This is a genomic window from Gilvibacter sp. SZ-19 (assembly GCF_002163875.1).
Classification (GTDB): domain Bacteria; phylum Bacteroidota; class Bacteroidia; order Flavobacteriales; family Flavobacteriaceae; genus Gilvibacter.
Window position 1 is genome coordinate 1,832,661 of the sequence record NZ_CP019333.1, and the last position, 17,264, is coordinate 1,849,924.

Consider the following 17,264-nt stretch of genomic DNA (forward strand, 5'->3'; position numbering starts at 1 on the left):
TTGCTTGATAATCGTAGAAATAAAAATTTTTAAATAGATGAAAAGTACTATGCGCTTGTTAGTCATGATATTTGCCGTGGCAATTGTTAGCATTTCTTGTTCTGAAACCGAGTTGCAAAGCAGTGTGAGTTCTCCGGATGGTAATCTGGTAGTTAACACTGGATTAAACGCGGCCGGGACCCCAGTGTATGCTGTGACTTTTAAAGGGAAAACTATAGTAGATACCTCTGCTGTTGGGTTCGAATTTAAAGACATGGAGTATCTAGGCAGGAACATGACCCTCACCGGAGCGAGTAGTAGTACAATGGACGAAACCTGGGAAATGCCCTGGGGCGAACAGCGTTTGGTACAAAACACCTATAATGAGCTTAAACTGGACTACAGTGAACAAGGAGATGCTGCCAGAAAGTTTTCTATCGTGATTAGAGTTTATGACGACGGTCTGGGATTCCGATTTGAGTTCCCGGAACAAGAGCATATGAAGGAGGTGCTATTACTAGATGAAAACACAGAGTTTGCCCTTACGGGAGATCACAAGGTTTGGTGGTTACCCGGAGACTGGGACATATATGAGCAGTTATATACCAATTCAAAATTCAGTGAGATCGACGCCATTAGCATGCGCGACCATCCGGCACTTGTCGCCACTTATATTCCGGAGAATGCTGTGAACACTCCAGTGACCATGAAGACAGACAGCGGATTGTATTTGAGCTTTCACGAGGCCGATCTGACCAACTATTCGGGCATGACCTTAAAGGTCGATACCCAGACCTATAAAATGACTTCTGAATTGGTAGGTTCTGAGCGTTTAGGTGGCAAGGCCAAATTAACGGTGCCTTTCAATACGCCGTGGCGAACGCTGCAGGTGGGAGAATCCGCAGGAGACCTCATTGAATCCAATCTTATCGTAAATCTGAACGAACCCAACGAAATTGGCGATGTAAGCTATTTTACGCCTATGAAATATGTAGGGATCTGGTGGGAGATGCATATTGGTAAATCCACCTGGGACATGGAAGGTAGCCAAGACATGAACACCTATATCGAAGGTGCTAAAAATTCATCTAGACACGGAGCTACCACAGAAAACGCCATGCGTTATATAGACTTTGCCGCCGCCAATGGTATTAAAGGACTTTTGGTAGAGGGCTGGAACACGGGCTGGGACCAATGGATCAATACCACAGACAGAGAAGGAGTGTTTGACTTTATGACCCCTTATCCGGATTACGATTTTGACGCCGTAATGGCCTATGCAAAAGAAAAGGGAGTGGAAGTGATCATGCATCACGAGACCTCTGCAGCTCCGCGCACCTACGAAAAGCAAATGGAAGTGGCTTATAACTTTATGAAAGAGAATGGCATGAACTCGGTAAAGACGGGATACGTGGGTAAGATCATTCCAGAAGGCGAATACCACCACGGCCAGTGGATGGTGAATCACTACCACAAGGTCTTGACCGAAGCAGCCAAAAAGAAGATTGCTATCAATGCGCATGAACCCATTAAGGCTACTGGGAAGCGCAGAACATATCCGAACGCAATTTCCAGAGAAGGATTGCGCGGCCAAGAATTCAACGCTTGGTCACCTGATGGAGGCAACCCTCCGAGTCATTTGCCTACAGTCGCTTTTACCCGGATGCTTTCCGGACCAATTGACTTTACCCCTGGGGTTTTCAATATTAAATTCGACGAGTACAAGACTTCTAATCAGGTAAACACCACCTTGGCGCAACAATTAGCGCTTTATGTTGTGATCTATAGCCCGATCCAAATGGTTGCAGACCTGCCAGAACACTATATGGTCAATGGCGAGATACACCCGGCTTTCCAATTTATTCGCGATGTGGCTGTAGATTGGGAACAGTCTATCGTTTTGGATGGAGAAGTGGGCGATTTTGTTGTAATCGCCAGACAAGAAAAAGGCAGTGAGAATTGGTTTGTCGGTGGAATCACAGGCGAGACTGTCCGAGCTCAAGAAGTTAGTTTTGATTTCTTGCCAGAAGGAAAGACCTATACAGCGACCATTTACAAAGATGGTGAGGGTGCTCATTGGAACGACAACCCCACAGCTTACGCTATAGAGACCATGGAGGTAACTAAAGATACCAAAGTGACCATTGCTATGGCTGCTGGAGGAGGATTCGCGATTAGCCTTATGGCCAACTAAAGCAACTATGTTAGCAGGGCAGCAAAGAATAGCACACCAACTCCTGACCGATCTGGCTACTCTCAACGGATTTTTGGCCAGTACCCTAGACGAGGACAACTACAAGCGTATTTGGTCCAGAGATTCTATGGTCTGTGGTCTGGCGTCTTTGATAACCAAAGATGCTAAGCATTTAGAAGCTTTCAAAGCCTCCTTGCTCACCCTAGCCGAACATCAATCCGAAGCGGGTATGATCCCATCTAATATTGATCCTCGCAGCGGAGAAGTGTCATTTGGGTCATTGGCCGGACGTATTGATGCCCATACTTGGTTTGTTCTGGGAGCTTGTCTCTATTACAAACACACTGGGGACGAAACCACTTGGAAAGTGCTAGAGCCTAAAGTGCTTAAAACTCGTGCGTATTTGGTCAACTTAGAGTTCAATAATAAAGGATGGATCTACACGCCCTTAAGTGGCAATTGGGCAGATGAATATCCTGTTCACGGCTATACACTTTACGATAATTTACTGCGGATGTTTGCCGAGAAGGCACTTTCAGATCTGGGCCTCGATATTGGGTTCGATATAGATCGTAAAACGCAGCTCAATTTTTGGCCAGAAGCCTCTAATTCAAATAAGGCTTACCACAAGGCGGGTTTTAAAGATGCTTTAGATAAAGGGGTAGAAAATTTCGCCGCCTTTCTTCTGCCGGGTTATTACGACCTGCGCTTTGACGCTGGCGGAAATGCCTTAGCCTTGTTGTATTGGCGCTTAAGCGCTGCACAAAAAGATGCATTGCGTAAAAAGGTCTCTTCTTTTAAAAGTGAAACAGGCGCAGCCTTGATACCCGCGTTTTGGCCTGTCATTACCGAGGACTCCTACGATTGGAATCTGCTCAAAACAAACTATTCCTACAGCTTTAAGAATCATCCGGGTGATTTTCACAACGGAGGAGTATGGCCCGTATGGATGGGACTTTTTACCCTCGGCTTAGCAGCACAAGGACAGACCGACTTAGTCGAGCAGCTCGTAACTGCCTTTGAAACCGAAATAGCTACCAAACCTAACTGGGCTTATCAAGAGTATTTCAACCCTATTAGCAAGACTTTAGGAGGTAAGACACAAATGGGATACAGCGCCTCCGGAGTGATCTTTATGCAAGAAGCGCTACGAATGGTAAAGGCTGAGCAAAGCAGTACCCTCTTCGATTAAAAAGCTAGGGAAACATCTTTCGATAACGTTTTCGTTGCCTATATCTCAATTTCTGGTAACGATTCTTAGAAATGCCTAAAAAATTGCGGATATTAGGTACTAATTCGCAACTAAATAAACAGGTATGAGTATCATTTCTAAGATTCCGAAGCCGCAACTATCTTTTTGGCAGATCTGGAACATGAATGTAGGATTCTTTGGGATCCAGTTTAGCTTTGGATTACAGCAAAGTGCGGTTAATCCGATCTTTGAATTCCTAGGCGCGCATCACGAAGAACTTCCACTACTCAACTTGGCGGGTCCAGTAACGGGTTTATTGATCCAACCAATTATTGGAGCGATATCTGACAAGACCTGGTCGCCAAAATGGGGTCGAAGAAAACCTTTCTTCCTCATAGGAGCCATCTTGGCCAGTTTGTGTTTGTTTGCGTTCCCGTTTAGTCCGGAACTATGGTTCGCCGTAGGATTACTTTGGCTCTTAGACGCGGCAAACAATACTGCCATGGAACCCTACCGTGCTTTTGTGGGTGATAAATTGCCTGAAAAACAATACACTTTTGGTTATCAAATGCAAAGCCTGTTCGTTGGGGCAGGTATTACCATTGCTAACTTTTCGCTTTTCTTGTTCCAAGATTGGTTTGGCGGTGGCGCCGAGGCTGCTGCTAGCGGCTCCAGTATTCCAACTTGGGTGTACTATTCGTTCTTTTTAGGCGCATTCGCCTCTATTGCCACTGTCCTATGGTCGGTCTGGAAAACACCGGAAATACCACCTACAGACGAAGAATTGGCCGAGATCAGGGAATTCAATGAAGGTAAACCACATCCGCTGATTCAGGTTATTAGTGCCTTAGTAGTAGTGCTTTCGGTGCCTGTTTTACTTGGGCTGGGAATCGCATACTTTTGGCCATACCTGAACGAGAATTACAATTTATTGGTTATCATAATGCTGGTGATTGCCTTATTCTGGCTATCCTTTTTATATCGTCTTATCAAGAACAATCCAGACAATAAGAGTATCAAAAAATTTGGCGATCTTCTGGTCCCGCTCATGGAGACCTCCGAAGCCATCAAGGATATGCCCAAGTTCATGTGGAAACTATCTGCGGTCTACTTTTTTCAATGGTATGCCTTGTTCATTTATTGGCAGTTTATTTCTCCAATGCTCAAAGCTTCGCTTCCGGGACTTACTGCGGATGAGGCCTTAGCGCAAGTTGGACTAATGAACGGAACCTACAATTTTGTGACCATGATCGTAGCACTAGCTTTAGTGCCTTTTGCCAAGAAATTTGGTTCCAAAAAAGTATATGTGATCAGTTTATTCTTTACAGGTTTGGCGATGTTGGCGCTGCCTTACATAAAGAACGAATATGTACTTCTCTTACCAATGATTCTATTTGGTATTGGTTGGGCTGCTATGATGGGAATTCCATATGCTATGGTTTCTAAAGTGATCCCTGCGGACCGTCGAGGTGTGTATATGGGAATCGTGAACATGATGATCGTTATTCCAATGCTTATTCAAACCGTATCCTTTGGGCCACTCATTGAATTTGCTTTAGGCAATAGTGCTATTAATGCCATTCTGTTTGCCGGAGTCTTTTTTATTATCGCTGGAGTTTTAGCCATGAGGCTTAAGGTACAGCAAGACTAGTATTCAAAAAACAGCTGTATGAAAGGACTCGGAATTAAAATAGCCCTACTGCTCAATTACTTTGTATTTGCCATCTTACTCAATAGCGTAGGGACTGTTATTTTACAGGTACAACGCAATTACGATATCACTAAAGATGCCGCTAGCGTATTAGAAGGGTTTAAAGACCTGCCCATTGCCATTACGTCATTTTTATTGGCCTCTTTCTTGCCAAAGATCGGTCTTAAAAGGTCCATGATCATTGGGTTGATCCTGGTTGCAGCCTGTTGCTGTTTAATGCCTTTTACCGATGCATTTTGGTACTTCAAGGTGCTTTTTATGGCCATTGGAATTTCTTTTGCGTTGATCAAGGTCTCGGTATTTGCTACCATTGGATTGGTCACCGACGATGCCAAACAACACGCCAGTTTTATGAGCGTTTTGGAGGCCTTTTTTATGGCCGGAATTCTAGTGGGGAATGTAGCCTTTAGTTTATTTGTGGACGATTCCAATCCGAAGTCACAAGAATGGTACAATATGTATTGGTTCTTAGGCGGATTGTCGCTTTTGGCCTTAATTGTATTGTGGTTCTCAAAACTAGATGAAAGTGCTGCCAAGATAGAATCACGCAGTTTAAAAGAAGATTTCTACGAGATGTTCAGGACCATCGCCAAACCTTTGGCCTTGGTCTTTATAGTGAGCGTTTTCTTGTACGTACTTATAGAACAAAGTTTCCAAACCTGGTTCCCGACCTTTTATAAAGATATTTTAAGCACGCCATCGTCTATGGCAATTCAGGCTGGAGCTGTTTTAGGTGGAGCGACCATGATTGGGCGTTTTGCCTCCGGAGCTGTTTTGGCCAGAATCAAATGGATTTATGTGCTATCGGTTTGTCTAATAACAGTTGCGGCTATCATTTTACTCGCCTTGCCTTTAGCAGGGACTAGTGAAGTTAGTGGCGATATCAGTTGGACCAATGCACCATTGGTAGTATACCTAATGCCATTATTGGGCTTTTTCTTGGCGCCTATCTATCCGACAATAAACTCTACGATATTAAGCTCACAACCCAAGTATATGCACAGCTCCGTTTCTGGTTTGATCGTGATCTTCTCTGCTTTAGGTGGAACCACAGGATCTATTATTACCGGCCATGTTTTTGAGGCCTATGACGGAGCAACTGCGTTCTATTTTGCTTTGGTTCCGGTGACTTTGATCTTAATTGCGATCTGGATCTTTTATCGAATGATCCAAAAGCAGGCATTGACTGCATAATTTAGCCGTACCACTCATGGAGTTCAGACTAGACATAGCTGCAACACTAGAAGCGCTCTTGGCCCAAGAAGACACCGATGGAGACAAAAAGATCACTATCAACGATAAGGGACCTAAGGCGTTTAAACTAAGCAATACAGCTGGCGAGGCCTATATGCTTAAAGGAACATATTTCCTGTCCAATCTTTTGCAGGAACTGGTTATTGCCCAACGAGAAGGGGCTAGCCAGACAGTGATTCCATTGAGCAAATTAGAAGAGCCTCCTGCCGATAGGGTTTCGCGTATGATCCGAGATTACTTTTGGGACGGTCTTACCCGCAGCCTAGATGCCGATGGGATCGCCGCTTTGATCTCCGATACTAAGAATGAGTTTTTGGCGGAACAAGCCCTAAAGGTCTATGTGCCCTTTGGAGATAAGACCGCTTTAGAGTACTATAAAGCGCTTGAGGCAGCTCATCCTGTTGAGGTGGTACAATTGCCAGAAGATATTACTCCAGAATATGTAGCTAGCTTGAATGAGCAACCCGGAATTCTCGCTTTGCGGCTTTACAAGCAAGAAGATACATTGCGAGGTGCGCCTTTTGTTGTTCCCGGTGGACGTTTTAACGAAATGTATGGCTGGGATTCCTATTTTGAGAGCATAGGTTTACATATTGACGGTAAGACGCATTTGGCGCTCTCTATGGCCGATAATTTTCAATACCAGATTCAGCATTACGGTAAGATCTTGAATGCAAACAGGTCTTACTACCTCACCCGAACACAACCACCTTTCTATTCGAGTCAGATCCGAGAAGTATTTGAGAAGACTGGGGACGTCCAATGGCTGGCTTCCCATTTGGCCACGGCTATCACAGAATACGAAACTGTTTGGATGGTTCCGGGTAAACGTCTAACAGCTATCGGGCTTAACCGATTCTTAGCAGAAGGCATTGGAATCACTCCAGAGGCAGAATCCGGTCATTACGATTCTGTGATTGGTCCGCACGCCCAGCAGGCTGGCATCAGCATACAAGAATACATCGACCAGTACGCTAGTGGCACTATAAAGAATAAGGCTTTGGATACCTATTTTGTTCATGACAGAACGGTACGCGAGTCTGGCCACGATACTTCATACCGTCTGGAAGGACGTTGTGCAGATCTGGTCTTGGTAGAACTCAATGCCTTTCTCTATAAATACGAAACCGATTTTGCCTATTTGATAAAAGAGGTTTTTGACGATCATTTCGTTCTTGGCGATAAGGTGTATCACAGCGGGCAATTCACAAGAGCTGCTGCAAAGAGAAAAGAATTGGTAGACCGTTATTTATGGAATGAGCCGGCAGGTACTTATTTAGATTACGACATCAACATCAATGAACAAGTAGCTTTTAATTCTGCAACCGCATTAACGCCACTTTGGTGTGGAATGGCTTCCCAGCAGCAAGCACAGGCTTTAATAGAAAATCTGCTACCAAAACTCATGGAGCAAGGAGGAATTGCTTCTTGTGATGCAGCAAGTAGAGGAGCTATCGGGCCAGAGCGACCGCAGCGTCAATGGGATTACCCTAACGGTTGGGCTCCGCATCAGATGATGATCTGGAAAGGTTTACAAGCCTATGGTTTTCACAAGGAATTGCAGGAGGCCGTTTACCGATGGCTTTATATGATAGTGCGAAATGCTGCGGACTACAACGGTACTATTCCGGAGAAATACGACGTGGTAAAGGCCACGCATCTGGTCTTTGCAGAATACGGCAATGTAGGAACCGAATTTGAATATATTACCACAGAGGGCTTTGGGTGGATGAACGCCTCCTACCAATATGGCCTTACTTTTTTAAACGATCAATTACGGGAGGAACTAAACCAACTCACGCCTCCAGAACAACTGTTTTAATGGATCAAAAACAACAACTCGATATCATTTGTGCAGGGGAAACCCTAATCGATTTTATAGGAAATCAAAAAGAGCGACCTATAGCAGAGATAAAAGACTATCACAGATATTTAGGTGGGTCTCCAACAAATGTTGCTATGAATCTGGCTCGCTTTGGCTTAAATGTAGGCCTGATCGCCGCCATTGGTAAGGACGGCTTTGGCACCTACATCAAAGAGCGGTTTGAGGAAGCAGACATAAATCTCAATGGTTTGCAAGAAGTAGAAACGCACCCAACAACGGTCATCTTTGTGTCAAGAACCGAAGGTAGTCCAGAGTTTATACCTATGCGGGCCGCAGATTATCAGATTAGTGCCGAGCGGCTTCCTTTAGAAGATCTCAAAAGAACTCGACTTTTTCACTGTAGTTGTTTTGGACTTAGCCGTCAACCGGCAAGAGAAAGTATATTACAAGCAGCACAAATTGCCCATAGCGCTGGAGCTACGGTGAGCATTGATATCAATTACGCACCTTCTATTTGGCCAGATAGAGCAGAGGCTCTAGAAGTGGTAAAGAAATATTGTGCTTACGGCGCCCTTATAAAGGCAAGTCTAGACGATGTAGAACGTATTTTTGGCTATGTGCTCGAACCGAAAGAACTCTTTAAGACCTTACACGATTGGGGTGCTAAAATGATCTGTCTTACCCTAGGTAAAAAAGGGGCGATGTTATCGCAGCCGGGTGTAGAACCTATCGAATTGCCGGCAATGAAAGTAGAGAAGATCATGGATGCTACAGGAGCTGGAGATGCTTTTTGGAGCGGATTCCTATTTGCTTATTTAAAAGAGATGTCTCCCAGAGATTGTATGAGTACAGGTCTTAAGACAGCAGCTATCAAACTTCAAAACGTGGGCCGTATTCCGGATTATGCAAGCATGCTGCACACGGTGCTAAATCTTTAGAGCATGGAGGCATTGACCTATGATGTGGTCGTAGTTGGTGGCGGTGCTGCCGGATTTTTCTGTGCCATCAATTTGGCCGAACAAAGGCCAGATCTCAAAATTGTCATTTTAGAGAAATCAAAGTCTGTTTTGCAAAAGGTGCGTATCTCTGGAGGTGGACGTTGCAATGTTACTCATGCTGAGTTCGATCCGAAGTCATTGACAGCCTACTATCCCAGAGGAGAGAAAGAATTGTTAGGGCCTTTTCACAAGTTTATGACCGGCGATACGGTAGCATGGTTTGAGTCACGAGGCGTACCGCTAAAAATAGAAGAGGATGGGCGGATGTTTCCCATATCAGACAGTTCTCAAAGCATTATTTCTTGTTTCGAAGAGGCCGTGAACCGTTTAGGAATCGAGATCTTGCTACAACAGAATTTGGTAGATCTGAAACCAACTGACGCTGGATTTGAGCTAAACACTACTACCTCTAATTTTAGAGCTAAGGCGGTTGTTATTGCTGCAGGAAGCAGCAAGAAGATCTGGCAATTACTGGCCGATAAGGGACATACCATAGTCCCGCCAGTTCCATCGCTTTTTACCTTTAATATAGACAATGAGGCCTTGTTAGCCTTACAAGGATTGAGTCAACCCGCCACGGTAGAACTACTTAACGAAACCGGGAAAGCATGGCAAAGTCAAGCGGGTCCGGTTCTGGTAACACATTGGGGGCTTAGCGGGCCAGGAGTTCTGAAACTTTCAGCTGTTGCCGCCAGAGAACTTGCCGCTTGTGACTATAAGTTTAATATTCGGTTGGCTTGGTTGGAGTTGCAAGAGCAGGAGCTCTTTGAGCATTTAAAGTCATTGCGCCTTAAGCGAGCCAAGCAACAATTACAGAATGGTTACGAGTTGGATATGCCCAAGCGTTTGTGGAGCTATCTTTTGGACCGAGCTGGACTTAATCCCAAAGCCTTGTGGAGTGACCAATCCAATACTAAGCTGCAGCAATTGACAAACACTGTGCTCAAGGATGTGTATAAGGTCACAGGAAAAAGCACATACAAAGATGAGTTCGTTACAGCTGGCGGTGTTGCGCTGAGTGAGCTCAATTTTAAAAACTTTGAAAGTAAGGTCGTCTCAAGGCTGTATATGGCCGGAGAGGTGATCAATGTCGATGCCTTGACCGGAGGTTTCAATTTTCAAAACGCGTGGACAGGAGCTTACCTAATTGCTCAAGATCTCAGCGATACTATTTAAATAGCGCATCAACTGCAGCATTTAAAAAGAGTTCTGGACTGTTCCAGGCTTGATCGTGTGGATGCTCGAAATGAAACTTCACATGACTACAAAGCAGGTCGAAAAAGAGAATCCCAGCTCCTTTATTTGAAAAATTCTTGAGTAGTAATTGGGTTTTTCCAACTTCCATGCGCTGAGCTAGAGCGGATTCGAATTCGTGCTGCGCATCCGCCGCGAGGCTAACATAATTGTTCAGTTCTCGTAATTGCAAGAACAATTTAAAACGGGTCTTGTCTTTTCTCATGAATTCCGAAAGGCCAGTATAGATCTTCGAAATAAGGATGTTAAAGTCGTCTTCGGCAGTTAAGTCAGAGAGGCTTATAGTTAAATCTTTGTAATAATCTGCCAGCAATTGACCGTAGAGTAAATCTTTGGAGGGGTAGAATTGATAAATGGTGCCTACGGCGATGTTCGCGTCCTTGGCAATAGCTTTCATAGGGGTAGCGTGCAGGCCAAGCTGGTCTGCTAAGTATGCTGCGGAGCGATGTAGTCTTTCTTTTTTGTTGTTTATCATTAATTATGAATGAACGTTCATTTTATAAATGTACAAAAAAATAATCGTATGGATCTTCGGGCATTCTAAACAAATGAAATGCTACCATTCAGTATCTTTGCACTCATGGCTACACTACATCAGGAATTTTTACCTTCTGCATACACCAATACAGTGACTTCTGGTTCTGTCGCTTGGAAGTCACCCAGCAATATCGCCTTGGTGAAATATTGGGGGAAACACGGGCAACAACTGCCCAAGAATGCATCCATTAGTTTTACCTTAGATCACTGTGCTACTTCTACACGCTTAGAGTTTAGCCAAAAGGAGTCAGCTGGTTTTGATATTACCGTCCTTTTAGATGGTAAGGTTCAGGAGGATTTTGTGCCAAAGATCGAGAAGTTCTTTAACGTAGCTAAGCCTTATTTGCCCTTCCTGGAGCAGTACAGCTTTACACTACATACCAGCAATAGTTTTCCGCATAGTAGTGGGATTGCTTCTTCGGCTAGTGGTATGAGTGCCCTTGCGCTATGTCTCCTGGACTTGGAAGATCAATTAAGAGATGCTCCAATGAGCGCAGCTGCTTTCAATACAAAGGCTTCTTTTCTTTCTCGTTTGGGCTCTGGTAGTGCCTCACGAAGTATAGATGGAGGCTTGGTGGTCTGGGGGGAACATCACGAAGTTGAAGGCTCTAGTGACCTTTTTGCGGTGCAATATTCAGAGGAGGTTCATCCTGTTTTCCAAGATTATTGTGATACCGTTCTTTTGGTGGATACTGGCGAAAAGGTGGTTAGTAGTACTGTAGGACATGGCCTTATGCACGGGCATCCGTTTGCAGAGCAGCGATTTGCTCAGGCCAATGCCAATCTAAAGGCTATAAAACCTATACTAGCAAAAGGTGACCTTGAAGCCTTTATGGCATTAGTAGAATCCGAAGCCTTGAGTTTGCATGCTATGATGCTTAGTTCTTCACCTTATTTTATACTGATGAAACCAGCTACCTTGGCCATCATTAACCGAATATGGAGTTTTAGAAAAGAGACGGGTGTTCCTGCGTGTTTCACCTTAGATGCCGGTGCCAATGTGCATCTGCTTTATCCTGCTGCACATAAAGAAGCTGTTCACAACTTGATCGATTCTGAGCTTAAAGCCCATTGCAAAAATGGAGCCTATATACACGATGGTGTCGGGAAAGGCGCGGTAAGGCTTTAATAGCCAGTCTTTTATTTAGGTAGGATTTTACTCTTTAAGTGAAAATCATGTTGTATTTTTGTAATACTAAAGTAGGATGTAACATTTTTACCTACCTTACGCCCAATACAGTATCATGAGAGGACCTCTTTTTTACTCTAAAATCTTGCTCTTTGGTGAATATGGTATCATCAAAGATTCTAAAGGTTTATCTATCCCTTATAACTTTTATAACGGAGCCCTAAAGATAGACGAGCATAAGACTGTAGCCACACATCGTTCCAATCAGAGCTTAAAACGCTTTGCCGGACATTTAAAGCAATTGCAACAAGAACAACCAGAATTGGTTCAATTTGACATTGCAGCACTAGAGGCCGATATCGAAAATGGACTCTACTTTGATTCTAGTATTCCAGAGGGGTACGGTGTAGGAAGTAGCGGTGCTTTGGTAGCAGCGGTCTATGATAAATACGCTACAGACAAGATCACGGTTCTAGAGAACTTCACTCGTGAAAAGCTGCTGCAACTCAAGCAGATCTTTGGTGCCATGGAATCATTCTTCCACGGAAAGTCCTCTGGATTGGACCCACTAAACAGTTACTTGAGTCTACCGATCTTGATCAATTCTAAAGACAGCATTGAACCAGCAGGTATTCCTTCTCAACACCAGGCCGGAAAAGGAGCTGTATTCTTGCTCGATAGCGGAACAACTGGCGAGACTGCACCTATGGTACAGATCTTTATGGAGAATATGAAGCAAGAAGGCTTCAGAAAAATGCTAAAGGACCAGTTTGTAAAGCATACCGATGCCTGTGTAGAAGATTTCCTCAAAGGAGATGTGAGTTCGCTTTTCCGCAACGTTAAGCATTTATCTAAGGTGGTATTGGATAACTTTAAGCCGATGATCCCTAAAGAATTTCACACCTTGTGGAAAAAGGGAATCGAGACCAATGCCTACTACTTAAAATTATGTGGTTCCGGCGGTGGCGGATATATGCTAGGCTTTACCCAAGACATGGAAAAGGCCCAGCAAGCCCTACAAGGTCATAAGTTAGAAGTGGTCTACACCTTTTAATCTGGACTCCTTTAAGAATCCTTAGTTCACAACACTATGTTGTCTCGCAAAAACAAACTGCTCATCACCAAGGCGCTGAGCTTGTTTTCTGTTGTTCGAGGCTACAATATCCTGGTCATTGTCATAGCACAATACCTCACTTCTATTTACATTTTGGCACCACAACTTCCGCTGGGCGATGTGGTCTTTGATCCTAATCTGCTCATGTTGGTGTTGGCCTCAGCCGTGGCAATAGCGGGAGGTTATATAATCAATAATTTTTACGACAGTGAAAAGGACCTGATCAACCGACCTAGAAAATCTATGTTAGATCGTTTGGTAAGTCAGCGGACTAAACTCAGCGTTTATTTTGTGCTCAACTTTATGTCTGTGGTCTTTGCAAGTTATGTGTCCTTTAGAGCCGTGATCTTCTTCTCGGCTTATATCTTCGGAATCTGGCTTTACTCTCACAAATTCAAGAGAATAACAGGCCTAGGAAATATCATTGCCGCCATGCTATCGGTAACTCCCTTTTTTGCGGTCTTTATTTACTACAGCAACTTCGATACGGTGATCTTTGTGCATGCCACTTTTTTGTTTTTATTACTGTGGATGCGAGAAGTTGTGAAGGACCTCGAAAACCTGAAAGGCGACCTTACCCTAAACTATAAGACCGTTCCGGTAGTCTTTGGAGAGAATCCTGCCAAAGGCCTTATAACAGCGCTTTGCATTTCTACTTTGATACCTATCATTTTGCTGCTTACCTATTATGAGGTCGGTTATATGGATTATTACTTTTATGCTAGCGGATTGGCTTTAATAGGGTTTTTGGTGGTGCTATGGCGTTCCAAAAGAAAGCTACATTACTTAATTTTACACGGCCTGCTGAAAGGAATCATTGTCCTGGGCGTCTTTAGTATAGTACTGATCAATGTCGATCTGATCTTGAAACGATTTTTATAATGAGTAACCCGAACACCTTAAAAGTGGCCATGGCGCAGATCGCGCCAGTATGGCTCGACAAACAAGCGACTTTAGATAAAGTGGCCCATCAGATTGAACTGGCTACAAAAGAAGATACAGAGCTTATTGTCTTTGGAGAAGGCTTAGTGCCGGGTTATCCATTTTGGTTGGCCTTGACTCATGGCGCCGGATGGAATTTAGACATCAACAAGACCTTGCATGCTCATTATGTGAACAATGCGGTTTGTATTGAAAAGGGTGAACTCGATGCCGTATGTGCTTTAGCTGCTAAACATCAAATGGCTGTTTATCTAGGCATCATAGAACGCCCTTTGGATAGAGGCGGTAAGAGCATTTACGCTTCATTGGTTTATATCGATCAGCAAGGAAAGATCCAATCGGTCCACAGAAAGTTGCAACCAACTTACGACGAACGCCTAACTTGGTCCCCGGGAGATGGTCACGGTTTACGTGTACATTCCCTAAAGCGATTTACCGCTGGAGGCTTGAACTGCTGGGAGAATTGGATGCCATTGCCTCGTGCTTCGCTCTATGCCCAAGGGGAAGATCTGCATATCGCTGTTTGGCCAGGAAGCGATCACAATACCAAAGATATTACGCGATTCATGGCCAGAGAAGGTCGGAGCTATGTGATCTCTGTTTCTGCTTTGATGCGTCCGGAAAACTTTCCTAAAGACACGCCCTATTTAGAAGAATTGCTTAAAAATGCTCCCGAGGTCTTGGCCAATGGAGGGAGCGCCATAGCTGGCCCCGATGGAGAATGGGTCATTCCTCCAGTATTAGACAAAGAAGGAAATATCTACGCGACCCTAGATTATGAGCGTGTTTTGCAAGAACGACAGAACTTTGATCCGGTTGGGCATTACTCTCGTCCGGACGTGACTCAGCTTCAGGTAAATAGGCAAAGACAATCTACTGCAAGTTTTAACGATTAAAAATTTTTGCATTCACCTTTATACTATCTTTGCGGCAAATTTTAAGACATGCAGCGAGGAGGTAGAAAAGGCAATTCCAACAACAAATCCGCCAACTTTAAAAAAGGTCCGGCTAAAAAATCCGGAGCAAAGAAGTCGGCACCGAAAGAACAGTCGGGAATCAGACTGAACAAATACATTGCAAACAGTGGGGTTTGTTCTCGTCGTGAGGCGGATATGTATATCGCTACCGGCCAGGTGATGGTAAATGGTCAAGTGGTTGACCAAATGGGCTATCGCGTTCAACCGGGTGATGAGGTAAAATTTGATGGCGCTCGAATTCAACCAGAGCCAAATGCTTATGTCTTGTTGAATAAGCCTAAAGGTTTTGCGGTGACTACCAGTGCAGAAAAAGGTAATACGGTAATGGATCTTGTGGCTAAGAGTACCAAAGCCAACATCAAGCCAATTGGTCGCTTGGGGCGCAATGCCACAGGCTTATTGTTGTTCACTAACGATGCTGCTATCAACGCCAAGTTCACGAATTCTCCAAAGGCCCCAGGGCGGTTGTTTCATATCGAGTTAGACAAGAACTTAAAGGCCGAAGACCTCAGAAAGATCAAAGAAGGCTTTAAGATCGACAATAACGAGATCCAAGTAGAAGACATTTCTTATGTGGATAAGGCTCCTAAAAAAGAGGTAGGTCTAAAGATCAAACACACAGGAACCAGTATTGTGCGTACTATTTTTGAACACTTCGGATATCAGGTAGTTCGTATGGACTGTGTAACTATTGGGAGTCTGACAAAGAAAGATCTTCCTCGAGGGCGTTGGCGTCATCTTTCTGAGCAAGAAGTGGCTTATCTAAAGATGCTTTAGGAGCTGCTTTAAAACCGATCCTCCACAAGTCCCAGATAAACACCGCTAATACCACTGTATACTCTAAGGCTACTAGGTATAGGTTTTCGTTAAAACCTTCATATCCGTAGGCGCTATAAGAAAAGAACACCATAAGTGACCATACCAGCGCAAAGCGATAACGCGTAAAAATGGATAGTACCAGTGGAGTGGCAATATACCACGGGTGGACCGTGGTAGAAAGTAAAAAGTAAAAGCTCACGGCCAATAAGAGTCCGCTCATAAGGTCTTTTGCGCTTCGAATTCTTCTAAACAAGCCCATCAAGACCAGTACACCAATAATGATAAGGGGTAAGATCTTGCCCACATCGGCTATGATATTCCAACCCACTGTTTGATAGCCAATATAGCGGATAATATAGTAGACACTGGCATTGAATTCAAAGGTCTGAAACCACAAGCCTATGGATTGAGAAAAGTTGTCCAAAAAGTCAAGGGAAAAAAAGGCCATAAAACTCCCTGCGGCTAAGATAATGGCCATGCCGTAGAACTCGTACATATTTCTAAAGCCACCTTGAAAGGTCTTCTTCGGAATAAAATACCTAAAGAAGAGCGGCAACAACATCAGCGGGATCAGTTTGACAGAGATCGACATACCCACTAGACAAGCTGCCAAGACATGATGTTTTTTGATCAGTAATAAAACTCCCGCCAATAAAAAGAACAGCATACTGCCTTCAAAGTGCAGGTTGCCTGTTAATTCTATTATTATAAAAGGGTTCAGAAAGTACCAAAAGATACGTCTGGAATCGAGTCTTAAATGTTCTAACATCTTTTTTCCAACCCATAGGATCCCTAGATCTGCTAGTATGAGTAGTGCACGCATGGCTACTACCGTTCCTAAAATGGAACTTCCACCCAACCAAGCACTCAAGGCAAAGAATCCCTGATTCAGTGGTGGGTAATTGCTGTAATGACTGGCATTGAGATCGCCCATACCCGCGAACAAGACCTCGGCCTCAATGATTCTAATGGGTTCTTGGAATCGGCTTACGTATTGCTCGGTCAAGACTTCAAAGACGGTATAATCATAAGGGTTTAGTCCGGCCAATATCACCCGACCATCCCAGATAAAACGATAAAAGTCTTGAGAGAGGTTGGGTAAAACCAAGAGCAGCAGTAATCGGAAGCCCAAACCGATCCAAACCAATTTCCAAAAACTCAATTTGGGGTTGTAGGTAAGAATTGCGGCACAACCAAACAGCAACAGAACTCCTAGTATAAGGGTGGAGAAGTCTTCGCGCTCTAGGTGGTAGCCCATATAATAATAGGCCAGTAAACTAAAAAGGATCGCCAGCACTGCTGCAAGCGATCCTTTTAGATATGTTTTAAGCGCATTCAA

14 protein-coding genes are annotated in these 17,264 nt (G+C 44.0%); 12 read left to right on the forward strand and 2 right to left on the reverse strand.

Annotation, left to right across the window (positions count from 1 at the left end; translation table 11 throughout):
• Nucleotides 1-37: 37 nt before the first annotated feature.
• From BTO09_RS08470 to BTO09_RS08500, 7 genes are all read left to right on the forward strand, one after another.
• Nucleotides 38-2,173, forward strand: coding sequence for a glycoside hydrolase family 97 protein (locus BTO09_RS08470; protein ID WP_232454938.1), 2,136 nt, complete (start codon nt 38-40; stop codon nt 2,171-2,173).
• 7 nt (nt 2,174-2,180) lie between these two features.
• Nucleotides 2,181-3,365: a glycoside hydrolase 100 family protein gene (locus tag BTO09_RS08475; RefSeq protein ID WP_087524357.1), complete on the forward strand. Its 1,185-nt coding sequence runs from the start codon at nt 2,181-2,183 to the stop codon at nt 3,363-3,365.
• Between the two features lie 124 nt (nt 3,366-3,489).
• Nucleotides 3,490-5,016: an MFS transporter gene (locus BTO09_RS08480; protein ID WP_087524358.1), complete on the forward strand. Its 1,527-nt coding sequence runs from the start codon at nt 3,490-3,492 to the stop codon at nt 5,014-5,016.
• An 18-nt stretch (nt 5,017-5,034) separates the two neighbouring features.
• Nucleotides 5,035-6,270: a sugar MFS transporter gene (locus tag BTO09_RS08485; protein ID WP_087524359.1), complete on the forward strand. Its 1,236-nt coding sequence runs from the start codon at nt 5,035-5,037 to the stop codon at nt 6,268-6,270.
• A gap of 16 nt (nt 6,271-6,286) precedes the next feature.
• Complete coding sequence (locus BTO09_RS08490) at nt 6,287-8,152, forward strand: alpha,alpha-trehalase (protein ID WP_087524360.1); 1,866 nt, start codon at nt 6,287-6,289, stop codon at nt 8,150-8,152.
• Nucleotides 8,152-9,093, forward strand: coding sequence for a carbohydrate kinase family protein (locus tag BTO09_RS08495; protein ID WP_087524361.1), 942 nt, complete (start codon nt 8,152-8,154; stop codon nt 9,091-9,093). Before BTO09_RS08490 ends, BTO09_RS08495 begins: the two co-directional genes overlap by 1 nt.
• Nucleotides 9,094-9,096: 3 nt before the next feature.
• Nucleotides 9,097-10,329 (forward strand): NAD(P)/FAD-dependent oxidoreductase, encoded by a 1,233-nt coding sequence (locus BTO09_RS08500; RefSeq protein WP_369826863.1) that lies wholly within the window; start codon nt 9,097-9,099, stop codon nt 10,327-10,329.
• On the opposite strand, the gene BTO09_RS08505 is transcribed toward BTO09_RS08500, so the two are convergent.
• Complete coding sequence (locus tag BTO09_RS08505; protein WP_087524362.1) at nt 10,322-10,882, reverse strand: TetR/AcrR family transcriptional regulator; 561 nt, start codon at nt 10,880-10,882, stop codon at nt 10,322-10,324. The genes BTO09_RS08500 and BTO09_RS08505 overlap by 8 nt on opposite strands.
• A gap of 78 nt (nt 10,883-10,960) precedes the next feature.
• On the opposite strand from BTO09_RS08505, the gene BTO09_RS08510 reads away from it, so the two are divergent.
• The 5 genes from BTO09_RS08510 to BTO09_RS08530 all read left to right on the forward strand — a co-directional run bounded on the left by BTO09_RS08510 (nt 10,961) and on the right by BTO09_RS08530 (nt 15,883).
• Nucleotides 10,961-12,073, forward strand: coding sequence for a diphosphomevalonate/mevalonate 3,5-bisphosphate decarboxylase family protein (locus tag BTO09_RS08510; RefSeq protein ID WP_232454939.1), 1,113 nt, complete (start codon nt 10,961-10,963; stop codon nt 12,071-12,073).
• 115 nt (nt 12,074-12,188) lie between these two features.
• Nucleotides 12,189-13,127 carry a mevalonate kinase gene (locus tag BTO09_RS08515; RefSeq protein WP_087524364.1) on the forward strand — a complete coding sequence of 313 codons (939 nt, stop codon included), beginning with the start codon at nt 12,189-12,191 and terminating at the stop codon, nt 13,125-13,127.
• Nucleotides 13,128-13,163: 36 nt separating this feature from the next.
• Nucleotides 13,164-14,069 (forward strand): geranylgeranylglycerol-phosphate geranylgeranyltransferase, encoded by a 906-nt coding sequence (locus BTO09_RS08520; RefSeq protein ID WP_087524365.1) that lies wholly within the window; start codon nt 13,164-13,166, stop codon nt 14,067-14,069.
• Nucleotides 14,069-15,025: a carbon-nitrogen hydrolase family protein gene (locus BTO09_RS08525; protein WP_087524366.1), complete on the forward strand. Its 957-nt coding sequence runs from the start codon at nt 14,069-14,071 to the stop codon at nt 15,023-15,025. Before BTO09_RS08520 ends, BTO09_RS08525 begins: the two co-directional genes overlap by 1 nt.
• Nucleotides 15,026-15,073: 48 nt before the next feature.
• On the forward strand, nt 15,074-15,883 hold the full coding sequence (locus BTO09_RS08530) for a pseudouridine synthase (RefSeq protein ID WP_087524367.1): 810 nt from the start codon (nt 15,074-15,076) through the stop codon (nt 15,881-15,883).
• On the opposite strand, the gene BTO09_RS08535 is transcribed toward BTO09_RS08530, so the two are convergent.
• Nucleotides 15,795-17,264 (reverse strand): glycosyltransferase 87 family protein, encoded by a 1,470-nt coding sequence (locus BTO09_RS08535; RefSeq protein WP_232454940.1) that lies wholly within the window; start codon nt 17,262-17,264, stop codon nt 15,795-15,797. The genes BTO09_RS08530 and BTO09_RS08535 overlap by 89 nt on opposite strands.